This window comes from Janthinobacterium sp. GL_088, from assembly GCF_057837845.1.
Genome location: NZ_CM174453.1, coordinates 2,355,198 through 2,379,551, shown reverse-complemented (window position 1 = coordinate 2,379,551; position 24,354 = coordinate 2,355,198). Strand labels below are relative to the sequence as shown.

The window sequence follows — 24,354 nt, the reverse complement described above, 5'->3', positions numbered from 1 at the left end:
CTTCACGCCCCGCCCGCCGCGGGGCGTGTCCCAGCTGCCCCCTGCGCCAGGGGGCACGCGTCTTTTCCGCCTAAAAACCGCCTTCACGATAGCAACTGCGTGTATTTATTCTTAAAAATAGTATAAAAATAATATTTTAACACGTCGCACAACGTCGATTTTTTCACCCAAAAAATTAGCAAAGCGGTATGATTTGACCGCTGTATCCGATTTGAATCCGGTCAGCATCACCGACAGCGGCAAACGCTGGCAGCGCAGAGTACATCGAGAAGGCCGGAAGCAATGAGTTCAGGCAGTGTGGATTATTCCCAGCGGCGCGACGCCGCCATTTTGATTGTCGACGATGCGCCGGCCAACCTTGAGGTGCTGCGCAAGCTGATGAGCGAACAAGGTTATCAAACCTATGTCGCCACGTCCGGCGAACGGGCGCTGGCGATCGCCCAGCGCGCGCGCCCCGACCTGATCCTGCTCGACGTGCTGATGCCGGACATGGACGGCATCGAAACGTGCCGCCGCCTCAAGCAGCACCCGCTGACGCAGGGTATCCCCGTCATCTTCATGAGCGCCAGGACGGAAACGGAAGACGTGGTGGCCGGCTTCGACTGCGGCGCCGTCGATTACATCAGCAAGCCGCTGCGCATGGCAGAAGTATGCGCGCGCGTGCGCGCCCAGCTGCAAATCCGCAGCAACAATGAAACCCAGCAGGAACAGGCCGAGCGCCTGCGCACCATCGTCAACAACATGGCCGAGGGCTTGCTGATCATCGAGGCGGACGGCCGCATCCAGTATACCAATCCGGCCTGCGACCAGTACCTGGGCTACCGCGAAAACGAACTGGCCGGGCGCTCCATCGGCGAGCTGCTCAGCCCCCTGGTGACGCAGGAATACCTCGATTACTTCGCCATGCACGCGGCCAATCCGGAAAAAGCGCACAACCACGGCACGCGCGAAGTGGCGATCCGCCACCGCAACGGCGAGGCGCTGAGCATGGACCTGACGCTGACGCCCATGTACCTGCGCCAGCCCCTGTATATCGGCCTGCTGCACGACATCACGCACCACAAGCAGTCGGAAGACGCCTTGCAGCGCGCCGCCTACCTCGACCCGCTAACGCAGATCGCCAACCGCCGGCATTTCGACAGCTTCCTGGAAAAGGAATGGCAGCGCGCCGTGCGCGGCGGCGGCGTCCTGTCGCTGGTGGTGCTCGACGTCGACCACTTCAAGCTGTACAACGACAGCCTGGGCCATCCGGCCGGCGACAGCTGCCTGCAGCAGGTGGCGCAAGCCATCGTCTCGCACGCCGCACGCCCGGGCGACCTGGCGGCCCGCTACGGCGGCGAGGAATTCGTCCTGCTGTTCGCCGACACGGATGCCGAAGGCGCCCTGCACCTGGCCGCAGCCATCCGCACGCACATCGAGGCACTGCAACTGCCGCACCCGCGATCGGTCACCTCGCCGTGGATCACCGTCAGCATCGGCGTGGCGACGATCCGCCCGCACCAGCTGGACAACCGCGAAGCGCTGTTCGTCGCCGCCGACCGCGCCCTGTACGTGGCCAAGGAAGGGGGCCGCAACCAGGTGCGCGTCACGCAATCGGGCAGCGCGGCGTGGGAAACGGTCAAGGCGCTCGTTCAGCGCTAGCCGGTCACTTTTCAGGATAGCCGGTGATGTCGGCGATTTCACGGTACAGGGGCTGCAGCCGCGCATACATCTTCTGGTACACGCGCCGGTACAGTTTTTCATAGACCTTGCTGTGCCCGGGATGCGGCTGGAATACCTTGCCCTTGCGCGTCATCGCCTGCACGGCGGCGGGAAAATCCGCATGCCAGCCCAGGCCCACAGCGGCGGCGATGGCCGCGCCCAGGCCCGAACTTTCATACACGTGGGCGCGCGCGGCCGGCAAGCCGAAGATGTCGGCCGTCAGCTGCATGGCAGAGTCGCTTTGCGAACCGCCGCCCGCGATGCGCAGCTCCGTGATGGCGATGCCGCTGCGCTGCTCGATGCGCTCCTTGCCTTCGCGCAGCGCATACGCGAGGCCTTCGAGGATGGCGCGGTAGATGTGCGCGCGCGTGTGCACGTCGCCAAAGCCGATCATGGCGCCCTTCGCTTCCGGCCCCGGCACCTTGATGCCGGGACTCCAGTACGGCTGCAGCATCAGGCCCATGGAGCCGGGCGGCACGGCCTCGACCAGGCGGTCGAACAGCGCTTCGGCGGACAGGCCGGTGCCGTCTTCGGCCGCGGCCGCCCGTTCGCGGTCGCCGAACTGCTCCTTGAACCAGTTGACCATCCAGTAGCCGCGGAAGATCTGCACTTCCGTGCTGTAGGCGCCCGGCATGGCGGCCGGATACGGCGGAATGAAGCGCGTCACTTCCACGTATTTGCGGTTGGTCGTGTTGATGGTGGCCGTGGTGCCGTAGCTCAGGCACGCCACGTGCGGTTCGACACAGCCGGCGCCCAGCACTTCGCACGCCTTGTCGGCCGCCGCCGCCAGCAGCGGCGTGCCCTCAGGAATGCCCGTCGCCGCGGCGGCGGTTGCCGTGATGGCGCCCATGCGCGTGCCGGGCGTTACCAACTCGGGCAGCATCGAGGGCTTGACAGCAAGGGCCTGCCATTTCCAGTCGAAACGCCCGGCCCACGCATGGCGCTTGTAGTCGAAGGGAATATACGCCACTTGCGACCCGGTCGAATCGACGTAGCGCCCGCAGAGGCGGTGGTTCAGAAAGCCCGACAGCAGCAGGAATTTGTGCGTGCGGCGCCAGATATCGGGCTGGTGCGCGCTGATCCAGTTGATCTCGGCCTCGCGGCGAAAGTACGTAATCGTGCCATCGAGGCGCGTGGCACGGAAGGCGGCGCGCCACCATGGCGCCAACTGGGGGATATCGCGCGTGCTGCGCTGGTCCAGCCAGGTGATGGCAGGCCGCAACGGTGCGCCATGTTCATCCACGTTGACCACCGTGCCGCGCTGCGTGGTGACGGCCACGCCTGCGACCGACGATTTATTGATGTCCGTGCTGCGCCACAGCTGCAGGCACGCTTCGCACACGGCTTGCCAGTAGCCGTCGGCGTCGTGCTCCGCCCAGCCGGGATGCTCCGAGTAATACGCTTCCAGGAACACTTGCGCCTTCGCCGCCAGCTTGCCGTCCCGGTCGAACAGCAGCGCGCGCACGCTTTGCGTGCCATTGTCGATAGAGAGGATATACGGGCCAGCGCCCGCTAAGGAGGCCATGGCTTACGCCACACTGGCCAGCGCGGCGCGCAGCGCCTGCAGCAGCGCCTGCGGATCTTTTTCCGGCTGCGCGCTGAAGACAGGCGCTTCCCAATCCTGCCCCCGCACGGCCACCACGCGCAAGCGTCCCTGTGCATTCCAGGCCGGATACCAGCCCACGTCGACGATGTCGCCATTCGCGCACGTGATTTGCAGCAGGTCTTCGCCCAAGTCGTCGACTAGGACGTCCACGCTCTGGCGCAAGTCCAGCGGCGACAGGCTGTCGTAGGTGATGCGGGCGTCGCCCAGCGCCAGGGGCTGGCCAAACAGGGTGGTCTCGATGATGCTCTCCTTTTTATATTTTTATCGTTTCTTCACTCGCCTTGCGGCACGCTGTAGTGGCGGCGCCACAGGGCCAGGTAGCGCGCCTGCTCCGCATCCCAGCGTACATCATCCCAGCCCAGTTCATGCTGGCAGATGGCGCGCAGGCGCGGCATGATAGCAAGCGCGCCGCCAGCCAGCTGCAAACCGAGGCGCGTACGCCGCAGCAGCAAGTCGTCCAGGTGCCGCACGTCCTCCATGCGCGCGCCCCAGCGTAGCTGCGCCCACAGGGTCTGCGTGCCGGGAATCGGCTCAAGTTCACCGTCCTGCGCCGCATCGCACAGCGCCTGCGCGGCTGCGCCATGACGGCCCAGCAGGCGTTCGCGCTGTTCCCCATCGAGCACCAGGGCCTTGCCCGACAAGGGCGGCGTTGCGGCGAAAATCGGCAAGGGACGCAAATCTGTCTGCCAGCCCGGCAGCAGCGGCGCGGCGCGGCGCAAGGCATCGAGGGCGATCACGCGAAACGTCGTCAATTTGCCACCCGCCACCGTCAGCAAGCCGTTTTCCAGCCATAGCGCATGTTCGCGCGCTTCCTTCGACGGGTCAAGCTGGCCGCTGTCGATCACGGGGCGCACGCCGGCAAACGTGGCCAGCACGTCGTCTTCGCCCAGCGCCAGTTGCGGGAACTGCCAGCGCAGCGCCGCCAGCAGGTAATCGAGTTCCGCGCGCGTGATGGCCGGCTCCATATCCAGGCTGGCGCCGTGATCGACATCGGTGGTGCCCACCAGGGTTGCGCCCTCCCAGGGATAGGCAAACACGGGACGGCCATCGTGCGGATGCATCAGGCTGACGGCTTGCGCCAGCGGCAAACGCCAGGCAGGCAGCAGCAGGTGGCTGCCGCGCAGGGGCCGCAGTTTCGGCTTTTCTCCCACCTGGCCGCGCAAGCCATCGGCCCAGGCGCCCGTGGCGCTGATCACCAGGCACGCGCGCACGGTGCATACCGTGCCATCGAGCGCATCGTTCAAGGTGGCGCCAGCGACCTTGTCACCTTCACGCAGCAGCGCTGCCACGCCCAGGTAATTGACGGCCACGCCGCCATGGCGGCGCGCCTCCTGCAGCACGCGCAGCACCAGGCGCGCATCGTCCGTCTTGGCGTCCTGGTACAGCATGCCGCCCCGCAGATCGTCGCGCCGGATGTGCGGTGCCAGCATGGCAAAATCCGCCGCATCGACATAGCGGCGCGCGCGCCGGCCCGCCATCACGTCGTAGATGGCCAGTCCCAGCATGAACTGGCGCCGACCCGGCTTCCTGCCCCTGTAGTCGCCAAAGGCAAAGCCCTGCGGCTCGACCAGCCCCGCCGCATCCTTCAGCAAGGCTTGCCGCTCATGCACCGATTCGCGCGTCATGCCGAACTGGCCCTGCTTCAGGTAGCGCAAGCCGCCGTGCACCAGCTTCGAGGAGCGGCTCGACGTGCCCCAGGCGAAATCGCGCTGCTCCACCAGCAAGGCCTTCAAGCCGCGCCGCGATGCTTCCAGCAAGATGCCGGCACCCGTGATGCCGCCGCCGACGATCAAGATATCCCACTCGCGCGCCAGGATGCCAGGCAACTCCGCCCTGTTCACAAGCCGCCTCCCGCTTCGGGAAGCAGTTTGCCGGGGTTCATCATGCCCTGCGGGTCGAACTGGCGCAGCAGCGCGCGCATGGCAGCGATGCCCAGCTCGCCCTTCTCCGCCGCCAGCCATGGCGCGTGATCCGTGCCCACCCCATGCTGGTGGCTGATGGTGCCGCCGTTGGCGACGATGGCGGCGCTGGCAGCGTCCTTCAGACTGCGCCAGCGCGCCATGTTTTCTTCAAATGTCGGCGCCAGCCGGTACACATACGTGGTGTAGACGCTGGCACCCTGCGCGTACACGTGCGACAAATGCGTGTACGCATGCACCTGTTCGCCGTGCTGCGCCAACGCGCCGGCGCCCGCCTGCTCCAGCGCCGCCATCATCGCCGTGACGCGCGGCCAGTCGACGGCCGTTTCCACCGTGTCGATGACATAGCCGTGTTCCCAGGCCCCGTTGCGCAGGTAGACGTTGCGAAAGCGCCCCTGCTTCCATTTATCGCCCATATGCCGTCCCACGTGCACGCCCCCGTGCCGCCGCGCCAGCGCCAGGGCGCCGCGCAGGGCCGCGCGCGCCGTTTTTTCTTCTCCGCTGACGCCCAGCATCAGCATGCATTTGCCTTCGCCGCAGCCGCGCAGCGACAAATAGCGTTCCAGCAGTCCCACCAGTTTTTTATGCCCGGCCAGGGTCAGCATGGTTTGCGTTTCCAGCGCATTCGACAGGCGCAGCATGCACAGCGGCAGGCGCGACTGGGCCAGTACCCGCACGGCTGCCTGCGCCTGGCCCCAGTCGGCGAAAAACACGGCGTGGAATGCTTCATAAGGCGGCAGCGGCGAAACGCGCACCGTCGCCTGCGTCAGGATGCCCAGCCGCCCTTCGGAACCGAGCACCATTTCGCGCAGGTCGATGCCGGCCGCCGAAGCGGGAAACGTGGGGATGCTCAAGGTGCCGGCCGGCGTTTCCACTTCGCCGCCCGCGAACAGCTGCTCGATGCGGCCATAGCGCAACGATTGCTGGCCCGACGAGCGCGTGGCGATCCAGCCGCCCAGGGTCGAATACTCGAACGACTGCGGATAATGACCGAGGGTGTAGCCCTGCGCGCGCAGCTGCGCTTCCAGGTCGGGGCCATACACGCCCGCGCCGAACGTGGCCAGCTGCGCTTCGCGGTCCAGGTGGCCCAGCGCGCACAGGCGCGCGAGGCTGATCGCCAGCACGGGACGCGGCCCCGCCGCCACCGTCAAATGCCCGGCCACGCTGGTGCCGCCACCATGCGGAATGACGGCCACGCACGCCTGGCGCGCATACGCGAGCAGCTGGCGCACCTGCAGCGCGCTGTCGGGAAAGGCCACGCCGTCGGGCACGGCACCGATGCGGCCATGGCGCAGCTTGAACCAGTCGGGCAGGCTTTGACCGAGCGCATGGCGCACGCGCGTGGCAGGCTTAGTGTCGATCAGCGGATGCGGCGCCAGGCGCGAAGCGGGCACCCGCGCGCAAGCGTCGTCGAAAGTGGCATCGACAATGCCGCTGCCAGGCCCCAGGCGCTCGCCCAGGAAGGCCAGCGCGTCCTCGCTCAGCGCATACGTGATGCTCTCGTCTCCCCAGCCATTCCAGCGTTGCATCGATATCCCCTGTGTTCGGCCAGTTGCGTGCCACGGCGGCTTGCTATACTGTTCTTGCCTGATTTTCTTGCTAGATCAATAGCATATGCCGCCACAGACGAAGGGTATTGGTTTTTCATGACAATCGCATTGTTCCATCATGACAAGTACTGACGGCCGGGTCGCCGGCGCCTATCTGCTGCCGCTGCTGGAAGCGGCCGGCGCGCACGGCATCGATAGCGCCAGCCTGGCGCAGGCGGCCGGCGTGGCGCCACACGGCCTGGAAGCGTCCGCGCCTGGCCTGGCCGCGCGCGACTACGTGCGCCTGCTCGATGCGGGCGCGCAGTTGGCCGGCGATGCGCATTTCGGCCTGCACGTGGGCCAGCGCGTGCGCATGGGCACGTACAGCGCGTATGGCTTGATTTTGCTCAGTTGCAGCAACGTGGGCCAGGCGCTGGAACAGACGGCTCGCTACGAGCGGCTGGCGCACGACCTGGGCCGTTCTACCCTGCAGCGCGATGGCGGCGTCGCGCATTACCGCTGGGCCAGCAATTATCCGGGCGCCAGCCGGCACCTGGTCGACAGCGTCTTTGCCGGTGTCAAAGTCTGCGGCGACTGGCTGGCCGGCATGCCGCTGCCGCCGGCCCAACTGGCCTTCACCCACGATGGCGGCGGCGACTTGCTGCGCCATGCGGCGCACCGCGACGAATACGTGCGCGTGCTGGGCAGCCTGCCCGCCTTCAACGCCCCCGCCAACACGGCCACCTTCGACGCGCAATTGCTGGACTGGCCCGTGCCGAACGCCGACGTCAGCCTGTACCCCGTGCTGTGCCAGCATGCGGAACAATTGCTGGCACAGCGCCAGGCAGAAGCGGACACCGGCGGCGCCATCGACGCGCAAGTCCACGCGGCCATCGTGGCGGGCTTGCGCCAGGGTTCGGCGCGGCTGTCCACCGTTGCCGCCACCCTGGCCATGACGCCGCGCACCTTGCAGCGCAAGCTGGCCGACGCGGGCACCAGCTTCCAGGCCCTGCTGGACCAGGCCAGGTACGGCCTGGCGCGCGATTATCTGCGCGAGCCGGATTTGTCGCTGGTCGACATCGCCTTCCTGCTCGGTTATCAGGAACAAAGCGCGTTCAATCACGCGTTTCGCACCTGGGCGGGCACCAATCCCGGCGCCTGGCGGCTACAGGAAATCCTTGACAGGCAGCAAGCCGTTTAGCCGTGCGCGGGGCATGCGCGGCCCGTTTTCTGGCTATACTGGCATAGTCAGGTTTTCCACGATCACTCCAACCCGCAATGCAAAGGATTAATATGCAACTCAAAGACAAAGTCGCACTGATTACCGGCGCCGCCAGTGGTATCGGCAAGGAAATGGCCATTGAATACGCGAAGCAAGGCGCCAAGGTCGTCATCGCCGACCTGGCCCTGGAAGCGGCCAGCAAGACGGCCGAGGAAATCAAGCAGTCGGGCGGCCAGGCGTTTGCCGTCGCCATGGATGTCTCGAGCGAAGAGCAAGTCGACAAGGGCGTGGCCGATGCGGCGGCCCACTTCGGCAGCATCGATATCCTGATCAGCAATGCGGGCATCCAGATCATCAGCCCCGTCGTCGACTATCCGTTCGACCAATGGAAAAAGATGCTGGCCATTCACATGGACGGCGCCTTCCTCACCACCCGCGCCTGCATGCGCGAAATGATCAAGGCCGGCCGCGGCGGCGCCATCATCTACATGGGTTCCGTGCACTCGCACGAAGGCTCGCCGTTCAAGAGCGCCTATGTTGCCGCCAAGCACGGCTTGCTGGGCCTGGCCAAGGTGGTGGCCAAGGAAGGCGCCAAGGATGGCATCCGCGCCAACGTCATCTGCCCCGGCTTCGTGCGCACGCCGCTGGTCGACAAGCAAATCCCTGAACAGGCGGCCCAGCTGAACATCAGCGAAGAGGACGTGATCAAGAAAGTGATGTTGAAAGACACCATCGACGGTGAATTCACCACCACGCAAGACGTGGCGCAAACGGCCGTGTTCCTGGCGGCGTTCCCGTCGAACGCCCTGAGCGGCCAATCGATCGTCGTCAGCCACGGCTGGCACATGCAGTAGTGGTGACACCCGCCCACATCGGCTGCGCGGCGCCCTGTGCGGCCTGCGATGCTCGCTGTGCTCCAGCACAGCTGCGCGTCTCGGCCACACATCGCTGCCGCTCGCGATGATGTGGGCGGACGTTGCAGCGTTAGCGTATCAACCTTCCTGCGCCTTTCCCGAAAGCTCCCAATTGCAAGACAACACTTACCGTCACCCGCGCGCGGGCTGGCCGGGGCGATTGTTTGCCGCGCTCGCCAATAGCACGCGCTTCGCCAACCTACGCCAGGCTGTCATGTCGCGCCTGCCCTTCCTGACCCTGCACAGCGACGTGCGCGATGTCATCTACGTGAGCTGGCTGGTCGACGCCGCTGCCGCGCAGCAATTGCTGCCGGCCGGCGCAACCCTGTGGCAGCGCGACGGCAAGACGCCATTTACCGTGCTGACCTACCGCCACGGGCATTTCGGCCCGGCCCCACTCGGTCCCTTGCGCCGCCTGCTCCCGTCTCCCCTGCAAAGCAACTGGCGCCTGTACCTGGATCACACGCCTGCGGGCGCGCCGGACGTGCCTTGCGTGTATTTCTTGAAAAACATCATGGCCAGCTTGCCGCACGCGCTGGGCACGCGGCTGTTCAGCGATATCTTGCCGACCCACCTGGCCGCCGGCATGGCGCATGACGTGACGGCCACGCAGGTCCGCTGCAGCATTGCCAGCGGCGCCGGCAGCGCGCCGTCGCTGGACGTGCAGGCGGACATCGTCGCGGAGCATGGCCTCGATGCCGACTGGCAAGCGCTGTTCGGCAACTGGCGCGATGCCGTCACCTTCCTCGCCTGCCAGGATGCGGCCATCGCGCATGTGCCGCGCAACGGCAAGCTGGTCTTCGGCGAAATCGACTTGCCCGTTGATGTGGATCAAGTGCAAGCGCTGACGGCCTTGCGCGCCGACTGCGGCTTGCTGGCGCAATTGCCACCCGTGTCAACGCCGTTTGCCTTTCTCGTGCCCAAGGTGCCCTTCAAGGCGTTGTCAGAGCGCCTGCTGTAGCACGGCGGCGCTCGGGCGCGCGCAGGGACGTGGTCGGACCTGCCGGGCCGCCGCGCCGCCGTTCCAGCTTGAACAAGGCCATCGCCTGTTCCAGCTGCAAGGTCTGGTCTTGCAGCGAGGCCGAGGCGGCCGCCGATTCCTCCACCAGCGCCGCGTTCTGCTGCGTGACTTCATCCATCTGCGTGACGGCCATGTTGACCTGGCCGATGCCGTGGCTTTGCTCGCGCGACGCCGAGGCGATCTCTTCCATGATGCCGTGCACGCCCTGCACGGCGCCCAGCATCTCGGCGCTGCTGGCGCCCGCCTGCTGCGCCAGCTTCGCGCCCGCCTGCACCTGCGCCAGCGATGCCGTGATCAATTGCTTGATTTCCGTGGCGGCCGCCGCACTGCGGTGGGCCAGGCTGCGCACTTCGCCCGCCACGACGGCGAATCCCCGCCCCTGGTCGCCCGCGCGCGCCGCTTCCACGGCCGCGTTCAAGGCGAGGATATTGGTCTGGAAGGCAATGCCTTCGATGATGCCCGTAATGTCGCCGATCTTCTTCGATGAAGCGTTAATGTCCGCCATCATCGTCACCATCTGGTCGACGAGCTCGCCGCCGCGCCCGGCCAGGCCGTGCACCTTGCCCGCCATGTCGCTGGCCTGCACGGCATTGCCGCTGTTTTGCTGCACCGTGGCGGCCAGTTGCTCCATGCTCGACGCCGTCTGCTGCAGGGCCGACGCCTGCGCTTCCGTGCGGCCCGACAAGTCCATATTGCCGGCGGCGATTTCCTGGCTGGCCATGCTGATGCGCAGAAAATTGCCGCGCACGTCGCCGACGATGGAATGCAAGTTCACGCGCAACTGGCGCAAGGAACGCAGCAGCTGCCCCATCTCGTCGCGCCGCGTGGTGTCGAGCTCGCCCGTCAGGTCGCCGCCCGCCATCACATCGCAGGCCTGGCGCGCCTGCTGCAAGGGTTGCAGCACGGCGCGGTGCAAGCTGTGCCAGAAATACAGGGTCGCGCACACTGCCACCAAGGACAGGCCCGTCAGCCAGCCATGGATCGCAGCCGGCAACACGCCCGCATTCCACGCCAGTTGCAGCAGCAGAACGACCGTCAGCAAACCCAGATTCCAGCCGATGCGCTTGCCCAGCGGCAAGTCGCGCAGGCTCGCGAACTTGGCCAGCCAACCCGTGCGAACGGCCGCGCCCTGACTGATCACGATGCCATCGGCCTGCCCCGCCTTGATGCGTGCGTACAGGGCGGACGCCTGCGCCACCTGCTGGCGCGTGGGCTTGGTACGCACGGACATGTAGCCGACGGCCACGCCGTCCTCCACCACCGGCGTCACGTTCGCCAGCACCCAGTAGTAATCGCCATTCTTGCAACGGTTTTTCACCATGCCGCTCCACGAGCGCCCCGAGCGGATGGTGGCCCAGAAATCGGCGAACGCATCGACCGGCATGTCCGGATGGCGCAGGATGTTTTGCGGCGCCCCGATCAACTCTTCCGCACTGTAGCCGCTGACGGCGATGAAATACGGGTTGGCATACGTGATATTGCCTTGCAAGTCGGTAGTCGAGACGATGGTCTCGGTATCGCTCAGCTTGATTTCGGTATTGGTGACGGGAAGGTTGAGTCGCATGGTCGTATCCTTGGCTGTAGCCCGTGCGGGAGCGGGAGGAAAGTGGGAAATAGGCAAAACGCCGGACAGCGCCGCACCGGCGGCAGTCCGCATCGACACATTAATTTTAATATTAAATTATTAATTTAAAGCGGCAATTTTCAAGGATGAGATTGCCTTGCAAATCTGCAAATATTGCGGAGGGCGGTGTGGCCGCCGGGGGATGGCGAGAGCGAGGGCAATACCGGAACAGCGTGACTGTTCCGGCGGCAAACGGCGAGGCGTTTAACGGGGCACGTAGCGCCAGCTGGCGTTTTCCAGCATGAAGGTCAGTTCCGTCTTGATGCCTTCCGGACGGCTCGGTACGCTCAATTCCGTATCGCACACCAGGTAGCCCGTCTTGCGCTTGACGTCGCACTCGTTGACGGCCTTGACCTGCATGGTGCTCTGCGCTTCCTGCATCTGCACGTCCTTGGCCGCTTCCGGATTGCGCGCCACTTCTTCCTTGGCCCAGGCGCGTATCATCGCTTGCGCCTCGGCCGGCGATGGCCCCGCGAACTTGGCATTCTTGCGTTCGATGCCCACCCAGGTGCCGCCCTCGTTACGCAGGGGCAGTACATTAAAAGCATCGCGCATGCCGGCGCTCATGCCTACCAGGCACACCACTTCGCCCGGCACTTCCTGCGACTCCTGGCAGCCCTGCAGGCTGGTCACCTTGACGGCGATCGGTACCGGCATAGCCGATTGCATCTTGGCTTGGGTCTTGGCCACGCCCGCCTGCACGGCGGCATGGATTTGTTCGAGTGTCGGCATGGTGGCCGCCTGGGCCGGCAAGGCGGCGAACAGGGCGGCGGCGGTCAGGGCGAAGGAAGTCAGGCGCATGGGTGTCGAGAGTAGTGATAAAAGGCCGGCAGTCTAGCACTTTGCATCAAATCAGCTGTTTCTATAGGGAATGATCCACGGCATCGGGTGCGAGAAAGGCGCCGCCCGCGTCCGCCTGCCCGCGCAAGCGCAGGCCGATGCCGCGCAGCATCTCGACCAGCTCGCGCAGACGCAAACCCTCGTCCGTCAGCCGGTATTCCACCTTCACGGGCACTTCCGCGTAAATCGTGCGCGTCAGCAAACCGGCCTCTTCCAGCGCGCGCAAGTCCAGGGTCAGCATGCGCTGCGAGATATTCGGCACGGCGCGGCGGATTTCGCTGAAGCGCTTCGGCCCCGCCATCAGATAGCTGAGCAGCACGGTTCTCCAGCGCCCGCCCAGCAAGCGCATGGCTTCTTCCACGGCGCAGCCGGAGACATTGTCTTTCATGCTTTGCTTCCCATCTGGTATAAAAAATGTACCTATACCACATTATTCTGCCTTCTTCCAAATAGTAACCATTGCCCTTAGACTGCCCTTCCCCCACCCAACTTGGAGTTTCGACTTGGAAACCACCCTGATCTACAGCGTGCCCTTCGGCTGCTCGTTTGCCGCCATCACCGCCCTCGAATGGAGCGGCTTGCCGTATTGCCTGGCCCGCGTGGAAGCGCGTGATCCTGCCAGCAAGCAGCATCCCGCCTTTCTCGCCATCAATCCGCTGGGCCAGACGCCGGCCCTGCTCACGCACGCAGGCGCACCACTGCTGGAAAGCATGGCGATCCTGCTGCACCTCGCCGCCCGCGCGCCACAGAGCGGCCTGGGTTTTGCGCAAGGCACGCCACAATACGACCGCCTGAACAGCGTGCTGTCCTTTTTGCACACGACGTTTCACGCGGCCTTCATGCCCGCCTTCGAGCTGTCACGCGCCGCCGCCGGCGATGCGCGCGCGGCCGTCTGGCGCGGGATGGCCATCGAGAAGGTGAACAAAAGCCTGGCGCACCTGGAGCGCCTGCTCGCTGACCGCGCCTGGCTGGCATCGGACACGGCGCCGACCATCGCCGACGCCTACCTGGCCGCCACGGCGCGCTGGGCCGAACCGCTGCAACTGGCCAGCCTGGCCGATTATCCGAACACGGCGCGCGTGCTGGCCGCGCTGGAACAGGATCCCGGCATCCGCTTCGCCCACGCCATCGAAGCTGGCTTGCCAACCGTCAGCCAGGGCGGTTTCCTGGGCCATGTGGCGCTCGACCAACTGGCAATGGCAGCCGGCTAACCGGCGGTCAACTCCCGCAGCAGGCGCGTCTTTATTGCTATGATGTCGGCCTGCCGGCGGTACAGCCGGCCACGTTCATATCACATCAACAACGTCGCAATAACATTGGGAGTTTGAATGAGTTTACGTCTGCTGCTCTTGGGAGCATTCAGTGCCGCCATGGCCACTACCGCCGCCGCAGTTGCTGCAGAGCCGGCGCTGGCCGCGCCGCGCGGTTTCACCGTGGAAGACATGGTTGCCATGGAACGCGTGGGCAGCCCCGTGCTGTCGCCGGACGCCACGCGCGTCGTCTACACGGTGCGCACTACCAACCTGGATAAAAACCGCGGCAACACGCAGCTGTGGATGATCGACCTGCGCGCGCCAAATGCGGCGCCGCGCCAGCTCACGCGCGGCGATGCCAGCGCCAGCGACCCGCAATGGTCGCCGAACGGCGACGCCATCTACTTCCTGTCTGGCCGCTCCGGCTCCTCGCAAGTGTGGCAGCTGCCCCTGACCGGCGGCGAAGCAGCCAAGGTCACCGATCTGGCGCTGGACGTCGACACCTACCGTTTGTCGCCGCAGGGCGACCGCCTGGCCTTCAGCATGGGCGTCTTCCTCGATTGCGCGGACCTCGCCTGCACGAAAAAGCGCCTCGATGAAAAAGCCAAAAACAAGGCGAGCGGCATGGTCTACGACCAGATGTTCGTGCGCCACTGGGATACCTGGGCCGATGGCCGCCGCAACGCGCTGTACTCGGCACCGATCGACGCCACCGGCAAGGTCAGCGCCGCGCCCGTGAGCCTGAGCGGCACCCTCGATGGCGACGCGCCGTCGAAGCCATTCGGCGACAACAGCGAATACCACTTCAGCCCGGACGGCAAGACGGTAGCCTTCTCCGTGCGCGTGGCCGGCCGCACGGAATCGTGGTCGACCAACTTCGACGTCTACACGATTCCTGCCGCTGGCGGCCAGGCGCCGCGCAACCTCACGGCCGACAATCCGGCCTGGGATGCCAAGGCCACCTATTCACCCGATGGCCGCACCCTGGCCTATGTCGCCATGACCAAGCCAGGCTTCGAAGCGGACCGCTTCCACCTGGTGCTGATGGATGTCGCCACCGGCAAGAAGCGCACCGTGGCCGACGACTGGGACCGTTCCGTGGCCGACTTCCGCTGGACGCCGGACAGCAAGGCTTTCCTCGTCGCCGCCGATGACGTGGGCCAGCACCGCCTGTTCCACATCGACGCGGCCAGCGGCAAGGTCAATGCATTGACGGGCAAGGGCGCCGTGGGCGACTTCGACGTGCGCGGCAATACCATCGTGCTGGCGCAAGCCAACCTGGCCTCGGGCGCGCAGTTGTATATGCGCAAGCTCGATGCAAAGTCGGAAAGCGCACCGATGGTCCAGCTGACGAAGCAGAATGCGGCAGCCCTGGCCGACGTGCGCTTCGGCGAATATGAGCAGTTCTCGTTCGCCGGCGCGAATGGCGAAACCGTCTACGGTCACGTCATGAAGCCGTGGAATGCCAAGGCGGGCGAAAAGTATCCGGTCGCTTTCCTCGTCCACGGCGGCCCGCAAGGCAGCTTTGGCAACAGCTGGAGCTACCGCTGGAATCCGCAAGTGTATGCGGGCGCCGGCTACGCCACCGTCTTCATCGACTTCCACGGTTCCACCGGCTATGGCCAGAAATTCACGGACTCCATCAGCGGCGACTGGGGCGGCAAGCCGCTGGTCGACCTGCAAAAGGGCCTGGAAGCGGCCACCAAGAAGTTCGCCTGGCTGGACCGCGAGCGCAGCTGCGCGCTGGGCGCATCGTATGGCGGCTACATGATGAACTGGATCGCCGGTAACTGGCCGGACGGCTTCAAATGCCTGGTCAACCACGACGGCGTGTTCGACAACCGCGGCATGGCGTACGCGACGGAAGAACTGTGGTTCACGGAATGGGAAAACGGCGGCCCGTACTACGACGCACCGGCCAAGCACGAACAGTTCAACCCCGTCAACTTCGTGAAGAACTGGAAGACGCCAATGCTGGTGGTACAGGGCGACCTGGACTTCCGCATCCCCACCGCGCAAGGCCTGGGTACCTTCACGGCGCTGCAGCGCCAGGGCATCCCGAGCAAGCTGCTGGTCTTCCCGGACGAAAACCACTGGGTGCTGAAACCGGCGAACTCGCTGCTGTGGCATCACACGGTGCTCGATTGGCTCAATACCTACACTAAAAAGTAAGCCTGTTCCAAAGTAAAAAGCCGCACAGTTCGCACTGTGCGGCTTTTTTACGTCCGTCAAACTGCATCAATACGCAGTGAGCGCCTTGGCGAACTTCACGATCCACAAGCGGCTTGGACGCTCGCGGTCGTCGCCGCGCGCCACGCGGATGGTGTTGGCCGCGTTGCAGCCGGCAGCGCTGCTCGTGACGATGGCGCCGTTCGCGTCGACCGTGCACTTGGTCACGTCGGCATCCGCCACTTCCACGCCATTTGCGTCAAAGATCTTGGTTTTCAGGCCAAAGTCGTTGTCATTGGCCAGCGCGATCGTGGAGTCGTCGATCAGGGTCAGGCCTTCCGCCTTTTCCGCCGCCCAGCCGATGGCGTTCAAATCCAGCAGCAGCGTTTTCTTCAGCGGCGTGACGGCGGCCCAGTCGGCGCCATTGACGGCCACGCCGCCCATGCTGCTTTTTTCCAGGTCCGACGTCGTCGCGTTGAAGGCGGCGGCCGCGATGTCCGTGGCGCCCTTCAGTTCCACCAGCATCAGCTTGTTGAAGACCTTGCCCGACGGCGCTGCGCCCTGCTCGATGACGAGGAATTTGCCCCCGCCCAGCGCCACCATGTCGCCCAACTTGGCGTTGCCCGTGCGGCCGTCCTGGTAGTCGGCGGCATTGAGCGGATACGCATACATCTTGCCGCTGGTACCCGTCGTCGGGTCGAATTCGATCCAGCGCGTGAAGCGGGCGAAGCGCTCGACCTGTTCATTCTTCTTCGTCACCGAATAGGGTGCCGTGCCGTCAGACAGGGGGCTTTGCAGGAAGGCGTACAGCTTGTCGTTGCTCGCATCTAAAGTCATGCCTTCCATGCCGCGGTTCGCGCGGCGCTTGGCGAACAGCGCAGGCAAGCCCTTGCCCGGCTCGTACTTGGCCTGGATGATGCCCGTGGCGGCATCAATCTTGACAATGAAAGGGCCGTATTCGTCGGACACCCACAGCGCATTGCGCTTCGCATCGACGACGATGGCTTCCGAATCGAGGCCGCCCGCATTGAAGACGGCCTTGCCGGCTGCATCGAACTTCATCGCATCCATGACGGGAATCTCGGCCGAATTGCCGACGGCGCCCACTGGCACGGGCAAGCCTGAGCTGTTGACGGTGGCCGATACCTTGATCGGTGTCGACGAACTCAGGACGGCGCCGTTCTTACCCACCGTGAGCACGCCGAACGATGGGGTAAAACTGGGCGACGGGAAGATCTTGCTGCCGATGGTGCCCTTGCCCGAGGGATCGGGCACCAGCGGGCCGTCGCCGTTCGGGCCGCGATCCGTCAAGCCATAGAATTCCAGGTCGCCTGCCGCATTCTTGCCCTTGTAAGCCAGGCCGGAGCCGTACGACGGCAGGAAGCCGTTCGGGAATTCGCCCTTGATCTTGGCGTTCGCGCCTTCGTACGGCACGTAGAATTTATCGGCCGCCTGGATCTGGTAGCGCGTCACCGTCACTTTCACTTCGCCCACGGGATTGGCTTGCGTCAGCGCTTCATTGACGGGCGCACCCGCCTTGGAGGCCAGCGTATCTTCGAAATGCTCGCGCACGAGGGCGCGGCGCTCCGCATCGACCGTGCGGCCGGCGAATTTCGCGCCCACCGCAGTCAAATGTGCGGCCAGGGCCGTGTTGAAGGCGGCCGGGGCGGCGGTAAAGTCCAGGGTCTTGCCGGCCAGCGCCGCCTTCACTTCGGCCGTCAGCCTGATACCGTTCGACGGATCGCTGTCGTCGTCGAGCAGTTGCAGCGCCAGCAGGCGGTTGATGACCTTGTCATCCGCCACGTTCGTGCTAGCGGCCAGCGCCAGCGGCGTGACGATGGCGCCGCATGGCGCCGAGCCCAGGGCCAGGCCGCCCACGCTGAAGGCCACCGTGTCGCCCGGGTTGCAAAGGAATTCGCCCTTGGCATTGGTACTGGCCTTGGCGGCGCTGCCTGCCACGTAATCGAGCCCTTCCACCGCGCCGTCGAGGAACACGCCCGTTTGCGCCACGGGCTTGGAAGGCTCCGCCGGCGTATTGTCGCTGCCGCCGCAAGCGGCCAGGGTCAGGCCGGCGGCGATGGCCAACAGGGTCAGTTTCGGGATCGACGTTACGGCAGTATTCATGCATTCCTCGGCTAAGGTGGGTGGATTTAGCCGTGGAGCATAACCAGTCAACGTGACAAGCCCATGACAGTCCTCAAGCCTGTGGCATATCCGCCACGGGTCCGCCGATGCCGCCAAAGCGGCCATCGGCCTGGCGCCGGAATTCCTTGGGCGTGACGCCCTTCACCTGCAGGAAGCGGCGGTTGAAATTGGCCACGTTCTGGAAGCCCACGTCGTAGCAGACGTTCGACACGTATTGATCCGTGTCCATCAGCAGCTGGCACGCCTTGTTGATGCGCAAACGGCTGATGAAATCAGTAAAACTGTTACCCGTCGCCTTGCGGAAGAAGCGCGAGAATTTACTCAGCGACATGCCCACCTGCTCGGCCAGCATTTCCGCCGAAATCGGCTCGCGGTAATTGTCCGTGATGTAGTTGAGGACGGAATTGACCTTGGCCAGGGTGGCGTCATCGTCGTACGAACGCAGGGAAGCACTCGACAGCAAGCGATAATTGGCCGTGCGCGCCAGTTTGCTCATCAGTTGCACGAATTCGGCGAAGCGCTCGGCGCCATGCGTGGCGCGGATGCGCGCCAGGTGCTGCTCGGCCTCGTGGCCCATGTCGAAAAACTCCACGCCATAGCTGGAGCGTTCCAGCAGCGGCAGCAGTTCGCGCAATTCGGGGATGACGCGCGCGGCGCCCGTCAACGGCGCGTGGGCGAATTGCACGATCATGTCGCGCAGGGCCACGCCGCCTTCCGGCATCACGTTGGAAATCCAGTTGTGCGGCAGGCGCGGGCCCGTCAGCACCAGGTGGCCGGGCGAGAATTCGCCGATATAGTCGCCCACGAACAATCGTCCACTGGTGGCGACGATCAGGTGCAGCTCATATTCTTCATGGCAGTGCCAACGCACGCGCGAGCTGGGATAGCCGTGTTCCAGGTAATTGATGATGCCATCGTAGCTTTCGCGTTCCAGTTCGGGCGCTTTGCGCTCGCTGTCCTTCTGCCATAGGTGTTCCATGCTCGTCTCTCTCAGGCTGTCCCCGCCTGTGCCATCCAATGTACCTCAAAAAGCCTCACTCGCCAAAACGGCCCAGCGCCTGCTGGCGAAACTCCTTCGGCGTCATGCCCTTCAGTTCCAGGAAGCGCCGGTTGAAATTGGCCACATTGTTAAAACCCGCCTCGTAGCAGATGTTGCTGACGTAGCGCTCCGTTTCCATCAGCAACTGGCACGCCTTGTTGATGCGCAGGCGATTGACGAAGTCCGTGAAGCTGTTGCCCGTGGCGCTGCGAAAGAAGCGTGAAAACGTCCGCTCGGGCATCTCCACCTGTTCGGCCAGCTGTTTCAGCGAAAACTGGCTGCTGTAATTGTGCACGATGAAGTTGATGGCGGAACTGATGCGCGCCAGGGCCACGTCGTCGTCGCTCGACTGCATGGGCACCGTCGACAACAGCTGGTAATCGCTGGTCTGCGCCAGTTCGCCCAGCAGGCTCAAAAATTCGATCAGGCGCGGCAGGCCGCTGCTGTCGCGGATGCGCTGGAAGCGCCGCAGCGACTGTTCGCTGACGCCAAAGAATTCCACGCCGTGCAAGGCGCGCTGCAGCAGCGGGAAAATATCCTTCAATTCGGGAATGGCGGCAGCCATCGAGGCCAGCGGCGCATGTGAAAACTGGATCACCATGTCGCGCAGGGCCACGCCTTCCGGCGGCGTGCCAAGCGAGACCCAGTTGTGCGGCACGCGCGGTCCCGTCAGCACCAGGTGGCCAGGCGCGAACTGGCCGATGTAGTCGCCAACGAAGACCTTGCCGCTGCTCTCGACGATCAGGTGCAGTTCGTACTCGTCGTGGTAATGCCAGCGCACCAGCGCATTCGGAAAGCCGTGCTCAAGGTAGCGGATGAAACCGAAACTGCCTTTCGGCTCGAAGCCGGGCGTGGCGTCGCGCTGCTGTTCCAGCTCCATCTGCGGCAGCGAGACATCGGCTTTGCGTGGCATGGCGCGCTCTCTCCGTCAGGCGACGATCTGTTCCAGCGCCGCGCGCGCGCCCAGCCCATACAGGCTGGCCAGCGCATCGCTCACCGCCTGCGTGAACGCTGGTGTGTCGGAGAGGTCGCCGAACAGCTCGCGCAGGGACAGCAGCGCTGAAGCGTCCGGCCCGCCCTGCAGCGCCAGCGCGCGCAGGCGCGCCGCATACGGATCGTTCAGGGGCATCTCGCGCCCCGCTTCGTCATGGCCTTCCAGGTAGCGGAACCAGCACGCCACGGTAAACGCCAGCAACTGGATGGCGCCACCCCGGGCCAGCGCTTCGCGCACGGAAGGCAGCACGAATTTCGGGATGCGCGCCGAGCCTTCCGTGCCGATGCGCGCCAGCTGGTCGCGCACGGCCGGATTCGAGAAGCGCTCGATCAGGGTGTCTTTGTAGCTGTCCAGGGCTATGCCCTCCACTTCGTCCAGCAAGGGCGTCACTTCATCATCCATCATGCGCCGCACGAGCAGACGGATGCCAGGATCTTCCATCGCTTCATGCGCAAACGTATAACCGAGCTGCATGCCGATGTAGCACAGGGCCTGGTGGCTGGCATTGAGCAAGCGCAGCTTCATCTTTTCATACGGCAGCACGTCGTGCGTCATCTGCGCACCCACCTTTTCCCAGGCTGGCCGTCCCTGAGGAAATTCGTCTTCGATGACCCACTGGCGAAACGGCTCGCACACGACGGGCCAGGCGTCGATGATGCCAAAGCTGTCGCGCACCAGCGCCCGGTGTTCATCCGTGGTGGCCGGCGTGATGCGGTCGACCATGCTGTTGGGAAAGCTGCCATGCGTGGCCAGCCAGCGCGCCAGTTCTGCGTCGCGCAGGGCGACAAAAGCCAGCAGCATCTTGCGCGTCACGTCGCCATTGTTTTGCAGGTTATCGCAGGACATGATGGTGAACGGTGCCAAACCCCGCCGATGGCGCAGGGCCAGGGCGGCAGCCAGGTAGCCGAACGAACAGCGCGGCGCATCTGGATGCGCAAGTTCATGCACGATGTCGGGGTGAGTCGCGTCAAACTCGCCCGTGCCCTGGTTCACATAATAGCCCCCCTCGGTGATGGTCAGCGCGACGATGCGCGTGCCAGGGTCGGCCAGCTTATCCAGCACGGCTTGCGGGTCGTCGGGCGCATATAGATATTCGCCGATGCAGCCGATGATGCGCGCCGTATCGCCGGCCGCGCTGCGCTCGACCACCGTGTACAAGCCATCCTGCGCCCGCATGGCGTCGCGCATGGCCGCGTCATGCGCCAGCAGGCCCACGCCGCAGTATCCCCATTCTGCGTTGCCGGGCAAGGCCAGCAAATCGTCGAGGTACACGGCCTGGTGGGCGCGGAAAAAGCCGCCCACGCCGATATGCACGATGCTGGGCACGAGCACGCCGCGCGCATACGCGGGCACGGCCACCTGGGCTGGCAGCTGCGCCAGATTCGCCTGGTTCAATGCGATCGCTTCCATTACAGCGCTCCTTTCGCCGCCGCGTAGGTCTTGCCGGCGCGGTCAAAATAATGGACGAAACCCGGCTCGAACGTCAAATGCGTCTGCTGGCCCGGCTGCAGGCTGCTGCGCTCCGCGCCGCGCGAGACTACCTGCACATTGTTCGGCAAGCGCACATAGGTCAGGGTCTCCACGCCCAGCGATTCCACCAGGTCGACGGTGACGGGCACGCTGCCCGGCTGCGCCGCGCCCAGGTGCACGTGTTCGGGGCGGATGCCGACAAAGCCGTCCGCCTGCGCCGCGCTGCCCGCCTGCGCCAGCAGTTGCGGCGCCGCGTCGGCCGGTACCACGTTCATGCTGGGCGTGCCGATGAATTGCGCGACGAAACGGTTGGCGGGACGGTCATACAGTTCCAATGGCGAGCCATGCTGCTCGATCTGCCCGTCGCGCAGCACCACGACGCGATCGGCCAGGGTCATCGCTTCGACCTGGTCGTGGGTCACATAAATCGTGGTGGCGCCCAGTTCGCGGTGCAGCTTGGCGATCTCGATGCGCGTCTGCACGCGCAGTGCCGCATCGAGGTTCGACAGCGGTTCATCGAACAGGAATACTTTCGGGTCGCGCACGATGGCGCGGCCGATGGCCACGCGCTGGCGCTGCCCGCCCGACAATTCTTTGGGCGTGCGTTCCAGGTAACGCCCAAGGTCGAGGATGGCGGCCGCCTTGTCGACTTTCTCGCGGATGATGGCCGGATCGACGCCCGCCAGTTTCAAGGCGAACGACATGTTCTGGAACACCGTCATGTGCGGGTACAGCGCATATGACTGGAACACCATCGCCAGGTCGCGCTTCGATGACGGCACGCTGGTGATGTCGCGCCCGTCGAGAGACAGCTTGCCGCCGTCGATAGGCTCCAGGCCCGCGATCAGGCGCAGCAAGGTGGATTTGCCGCAGCCGGACGGCCCCACGAAGACGACGAACTCGCCCTGTTTGATCTCCAGGTCGATGCCCTTGATGGCGCGGTGCTCGCCAAAGAATTTCTCGATATTGCTCAGTTGAAGGTAAGCCATGATTGTCTCATTTCTGATTTGTTTTCGATGCTTTCAGAAACCGTAGCGAGCGGTTCAAGTTCGGTTTGAGTAGCGGAGCTGTGCGGATGCACAGTGAGCAACGGAGAGCCGAAATTGGGCCGCGCAGTAGGTTTATGGAGGCATCATTTACTTGACTGCGCCGAAAGTCATCCCCTGCACTAACTGCTTCTGGCAGAACCAGCCCAGCGCCATGATGGGCGCGATGGCCATCAGGGAAGCGGCCGACAATTTGGCCCAGAACAGGCCTTCCGGGCTGGAATACGAGGCGATGAGCCAGGCCAGGGTGCCCGCGTTGGAGGCGCCCAGGTTCAGCGACCAGAACGATTCATTCCACGACCACACCATGCACACGAGAGCCGTGGAAGCGATGCCGCCCACGGACAGGGGCAGCACGACGTGGCGGAATTCATCCCACACGGTGGCGCCATCCATGCGCGACGCCTCGAGGATTTCGCGCGGCAACTCCTTCATGCTCGTGTACAGCAGCCAGATCATGATGGGCAGGTTCATCAGCATGAACATGATGGTCAGGCCGATGCGCGTGTCGAGCAGGCCGAAGTACTGGTAACAGATATAGATCGGCATCAGGGCGCCCACGCCGGGCATGTAGCGCGAGCTGAGCATGAATTTCAGCAAGCCGATGGTGCCTCCCGTGGGAAAGAAGGCCATCGAATACGCGGCCGGGATGGCGATCAACAGGCCGATGGCCGTCGAGAGCACGCTGGTAAACAGCGAATTCCACGCGTAGCCGAAGTAATTGTCGCGCGCCAGCACTTCGCGGAAGCTGTCGAGCGTGGGCGTGAAAAACAGCAGCGGCGGCGTGGAAATGGCTTGCCCTTCCGTCTTGAAGGCCATCAGACCGAGCCAGAAGATGGGAAAGAACAGCAGCAGCGCGAACAGCCAGGCGGCGGTCGTGCGGCCATACAAATTGAGTTTGCTATGCATCAAGGTCTCCTTATTTCGACAGATTCTTGCCGATGACGCGCATCAGGAAGAAGGCGGCGATGTTGGCGATGAGCACGGCGAACAGGGCACCGGCCGAGGCCGCTCCCACGTCATAGGACAGCAGTGCCTGCTGATAAATCATGAAGGTGATGGTGGTCGTGTCGAAACCTGGCCCCCCTCCCGTGGTGGTAAAAATTTCCGCAAAGATCGACAGCAAAAAGATCATCTCGATCATCAGCACCACCGAGACGGCGCGGCCCAGGTGGGGAATGTAGAGGTAGCGCAACTGCTGCAGATACGTGGCGCCATCCATGCGCGCCGCTTCCAGCTGTTCCCGGTCCATCGATTGCAGGGCCGTCATGAAGATCAGGCAGGCGAACGGCAGCCATTGCCACGAGACCATCATGATGATGGAAAACAGCGGGTGGGCCGACAGCCAGTCGACGGGCGTGGCGCCAAAGAAGATGCTGATCTGCGCGAACAGGCCGTAGATCGGGTTGAGCAGCATGTTCTTCCACATCAGGGCATTCACGGCCGGCATGACGAGGAAGGGCGAGATCAAGAGCACGCGCACGATGGCGCGTCCCGGAAACGCTTCATTGATCAGCAAGCCCAGTGCCGTGCCCAGCACCACCGTGATCAGCATGACGGAAAACAGCAGGGTAAACGTGTTCTGCAAGGCCGGCAGGAAAGAGGCGTCCGTAAAGAAAAAGTGAAAATTGGCCAGGCCATGGAAAGGATGGCCGCTCGGATCGAGCATGGAATAGCGCACGAACGAGTAATACAGGGTAATCAGCAGCGGGATGATGGAAATGACGGAGACGGCGACCACGGCCGGCGTCAGCAAAGTCCGGGGGATAATGCGTTTCATAATGTTCTCTTGGGGCAAGGGGAAACAATCGCCGGCAGAAATCTGGGGTCAGACCCGGCGGGTCAGACCCCGGCTTTTCAGC

Annotated in this window: 20 protein-coding genes; 6 read left to right on the top strand and 14 right to left on the bottom strand. The window is 64.4% G+C overall.

Translation table 11 applies throughout. The features are described 5' to 3' along the window. Positions 1-282 precede the first annotated feature (282 nt). The gene (locus AC3IQ7_RS10900) at positions 283-1,641 is read left to right on the top strand and encodes a diguanylate cyclase (protein ID WP_489209502.1); all 1,359 of its coding nucleotides are present in this window, start codon (positions 283-285) and stop codon (positions 1,639-1,641) included. 4 nt (positions 1,642-1,645) lie between these two features. On the opposite strand, the gene AC3IQ7_RS10895 is transcribed toward AC3IQ7_RS10900, so the two are convergent. From AC3IQ7_RS10895 to AC3IQ7_RS10880, 4 genes are all read right to left on the bottom strand, one after another. Continuing rightward, positions 1,646-3,226 (bottom strand): FGGY-family carbohydrate kinase, encoded by a 1,581-nt coding sequence (locus tag AC3IQ7_RS10895; RefSeq protein WP_489209500.1) that lies wholly within the window; start codon positions 3,224-3,226, stop codon positions 1,646-1,648. A 3-nt stretch (positions 3,227-3,229) separates the two neighbouring features. After that, positions 3,230-3,457, bottom strand: coding sequence for a hypothetical protein (locus AC3IQ7_RS10890; protein WP_489209498.1), 228 nt, complete (start codon positions 3,455-3,457; stop codon positions 3,230-3,232). Between the two features lie 122 nt (positions 3,458-3,579). Then, entirely contained in the window at positions 3,580-5,148 is a 1,569-nt protein-coding gene (locus AC3IQ7_RS10885) for a glycerol-3-phosphate dehydrogenase/oxidase (protein ID WP_489209496.1), read from the bottom strand. After that, positions 5,145-6,755 (bottom strand): FAD-binding oxidoreductase, encoded by a 1,611-nt coding sequence (locus AC3IQ7_RS10880; protein WP_322428078.1) that lies wholly within the window; start codon positions 6,753-6,755, stop codon positions 5,145-5,147. The genes AC3IQ7_RS10885 and AC3IQ7_RS10880 overlap by 4 nt, the downstream gene beginning before the upstream one ends. Positions 6,756-6,894: 139 nt before the next feature. Here AC3IQ7_RS10880 and AC3IQ7_RS10875 point away from each other — a divergent pair, with 139 nt between their 5' ends. The 3 genes from AC3IQ7_RS10875 (at position 6,895) to AC3IQ7_RS10865 (ending at position 9,852) form a co-directional block, all read left to right on the top strand. Beyond that, positions 6,895-7,956 carry an AraC family transcriptional regulator gene (locus AC3IQ7_RS10875; protein WP_489209494.1) on the top strand — a complete coding sequence of 354 codons (1,062 nt, stop codon included), beginning with the start codon at positions 6,895-6,897 and terminating at the stop codon, positions 7,954-7,956. Positions 7,957-8,048: 92 nt separating this feature from the next. Next, positions 8,049-8,831, top strand: coding sequence for a 3-hydroxybutyrate dehydrogenase (locus AC3IQ7_RS10870; protein WP_489209492.1), 783 nt, complete (start codon positions 8,049-8,051; stop codon positions 8,829-8,831). Positions 8,832-9,003: 172 nt separating this feature from the next. Further along, positions 9,004-9,852, top strand: coding sequence for a DUF2071 domain-containing protein (locus tag AC3IQ7_RS10865; protein ID WP_489209490.1), 849 nt, complete (start codon positions 9,004-9,006; stop codon positions 9,850-9,852). Here the strand turns inward: AC3IQ7_RS10865 and AC3IQ7_RS10860 are convergent. The 3 genes from AC3IQ7_RS10860 to AC3IQ7_RS10850 form a co-directional block, all read right to left on the bottom strand. Next, positions 9,824-11,476: a methyl-accepting chemotaxis protein gene (locus tag AC3IQ7_RS10860; protein ID WP_489209488.1), complete on the bottom strand. Its 1,653-nt coding sequence runs from the start codon at positions 11,474-11,476 to the stop codon at positions 9,824-9,826. The two genes, AC3IQ7_RS10865 and AC3IQ7_RS10860, sit on opposite strands and share 29 nt — an antisense overlap. 264 nt (positions 11,477-11,740) lie before the next feature. Beyond that, the gene (locus tag AC3IQ7_RS10855) at positions 11,741-12,337 is read right to left on the bottom strand and encodes a hypothetical protein (RefSeq protein WP_489209487.1); all 597 of its coding nucleotides are present in this window, start codon (positions 12,335-12,337) and stop codon (positions 11,741-11,743) included. A 61-nt stretch (positions 12,338-12,398) separates the two neighbouring features. Continuing rightward, positions 12,399-12,764, bottom strand: a complete 366-nt coding sequence (locus tag AC3IQ7_RS10850) for a winged helix-turn-helix transcriptional regulator (RefSeq protein ID WP_489209485.1) — start codon at positions 12,762-12,764, stop codon at positions 12,399-12,401. A 115-nt stretch (positions 12,765-12,879) separates the two neighbouring features. Between AC3IQ7_RS10850 and AC3IQ7_RS10845 the strand changes: the two genes are divergently transcribed. Then, positions 12,880-13,587, top strand: a complete 708-nt coding sequence (locus AC3IQ7_RS10845) for a glutathione S-transferase family protein (RefSeq protein ID WP_489209483.1) — start codon at positions 12,880-12,882, stop codon at positions 13,585-13,587. A 117-nt stretch (positions 13,588-13,704) separates the two neighbouring features. Further along, complete coding sequence (locus tag AC3IQ7_RS10840) at positions 13,705-15,801, top strand: S9 family peptidase (protein ID WP_489209481.1); 2,097 nt, start codon at positions 13,705-13,707, stop codon at positions 15,799-15,801. 66 nt (positions 15,802-15,867) lie between these two features. Here the strand turns inward: AC3IQ7_RS10840 and AC3IQ7_RS10835 are convergent, their stop codons facing one another. The 7 genes from AC3IQ7_RS10835 to AC3IQ7_RS10805 form a co-directional block, all read right to left on the bottom strand. After that, complete coding sequence (locus AC3IQ7_RS10835; protein ID WP_489209479.1) at positions 15,868-17,922, bottom strand: esterase-like activity of phytase family protein; 2,055 nt, start codon at positions 17,920-17,922, stop codon at positions 15,868-15,870. 73 nt (positions 17,923-17,995) lie between these two features. After that, on the bottom strand, positions 17,996-18,922 hold the full coding sequence (locus AC3IQ7_RS10830; RefSeq protein ID WP_099380587.1) for a helix-turn-helix domain-containing protein: 927 nt from the start codon (positions 18,920-18,922) through the stop codon (positions 17,996-17,998). A gap of 55 nt (positions 18,923-18,977) precedes the next feature. Further along, positions 18,978-19,895 carry a helix-turn-helix domain-containing protein gene (locus AC3IQ7_RS10825; RefSeq protein WP_099380586.1) on the bottom strand — a complete coding sequence of 306 codons (918 nt, stop codon included), beginning with the start codon at positions 19,893-19,895 and terminating at the stop codon, positions 18,978-18,980. 15 nt (positions 19,896-19,910) lie between these two features. Further along, positions 19,911-21,386, bottom strand: coding sequence for a mannitol dehydrogenase family protein (locus AC3IQ7_RS10820; RefSeq protein ID WP_489209476.1), 1,476 nt, complete (start codon positions 21,384-21,386; stop codon positions 19,911-19,913). Next, complete coding sequence (locus AC3IQ7_RS10815; protein WP_099380585.1) at positions 21,386-22,435, bottom strand: ABC transporter ATP-binding protein; 1,050 nt, start codon at positions 22,433-22,435, stop codon at positions 21,386-21,388. The genes AC3IQ7_RS10820 and AC3IQ7_RS10815 overlap by 1 nt, the downstream gene beginning before the upstream one ends. 147 nt (positions 22,436-22,582) lie before the next feature. Further along, on the bottom strand, positions 22,583-23,401 hold the full coding sequence (locus AC3IQ7_RS10810) for a carbohydrate ABC transporter permease (protein WP_099380584.1): 819 nt from the start codon (positions 23,399-23,401) through the stop codon (positions 22,583-22,585). 10 nt (positions 23,402-23,411) lie between these two features. Continuing rightward, positions 23,412-24,272, bottom strand: a complete 861-nt coding sequence (locus AC3IQ7_RS10805; RefSeq protein ID WP_322428069.1) for a carbohydrate ABC transporter permease — start codon at positions 24,270-24,272, stop codon at positions 23,412-23,414. Positions 24,273-24,354 lie beyond the last annotated feature (82 nt).

Coding starts and splice junctions, on each gene's coding strand:
- AC3IQ7_RS10815 (WP_099380585.1), bottom strand. CDS start 22,435: ATGGCTTACCTTCAACTGAGCAATATCGAGAAATTCTTTGGCGAGCAC.
- AC3IQ7_RS10855 (WP_489209487.1), bottom strand. CDS start 12,337: ATGCGCCTGACTTCCTTCGCCCTGACCGCCGCCGCCCTGTTCGCCGCC.
- AC3IQ7_RS10825 (WP_099380586.1), bottom strand. CDS start 19,895: ATGCCACGCAAAGCCGATGTCTCGCTGCCGCAGATGGAGCTGGAACAG.
- AC3IQ7_RS10830 (WP_099380587.1), bottom strand. CDS start 18,922: ATGGAACACCTATGGCAGAAGGACAGCGAGCGCAAAGCGCCCGAACTG.
- AC3IQ7_RS10880 (WP_322428078.1), bottom strand. CDS start 6,755: ATGCAACGCTGGAATGGCTGGGGAGACGAGAGCATCACGTATGCGCTG.
- AC3IQ7_RS10875 (WP_489209494.1), top strand. CDS start 6,895: ATGACAAGTACTGACGGCCGGGTCGCCGGCGCCTATCTGCTGCCGCTG.
- AC3IQ7_RS10835 (WP_489209479.1), bottom strand. CDS start 17,922: ATGAATACTGCCGTAACGTCGATCCCGAAACTGACCCTGTTGGCCATC.
- AC3IQ7_RS10860 (WP_489209488.1), bottom strand. CDS start 11,476: ATGCGACTCAACCTTCCCGTCACCAATACCGAAATCAAGCTGAGCGAT.
- AC3IQ7_RS10810 (WP_099380584.1), bottom strand. CDS start 23,401: ATGCATAGCAAACTCAATTTGTATGGCCGCACGACCGCCGCCTGGCTG.
- AC3IQ7_RS10870 (WP_489209492.1), top strand. CDS start 8,049: ATGCAACTCAAAGACAAAGTCGCACTGATTACCGGCGCCGCCAGTGGT.
- AC3IQ7_RS10840 (WP_489209481.1), top strand. CDS start 13,705: ATGAGTTTACGTCTGCTGCTCTTGGGAGCATTCAGTGCCGCCATGGCC.
- AC3IQ7_RS10900 (WP_489209502.1), top strand. CDS start 283: ATGAGTTCAGGCAGTGTGGATTATTCCCAGCGGCGCGACGCCGCCATT.
- AC3IQ7_RS10850 (WP_489209485.1), bottom strand. CDS start 12,764: ATGAAAGACAATGTCTCCGGCTGCGCCGTGGAAGAAGCCATGCGCTTG.
- AC3IQ7_RS10820 (WP_489209476.1), bottom strand. CDS start 21,386: ATGGAAGCGATCGCATTGAACCAGGCGAATCTGGCGCAGCTGCCAGCC.
- AC3IQ7_RS10895 (WP_489209500.1), bottom strand. CDS start 3,226: ATGGCCTCCTTAGCGGGCGCTGGCCCGTATATCCTCTCTATCGACAAT.
- AC3IQ7_RS10805 (WP_322428069.1), bottom strand. CDS start 24,272: ATGAAACGCATTATCCCCCGGACTTTGCTGACGCCGGCCGTGGTCGCC.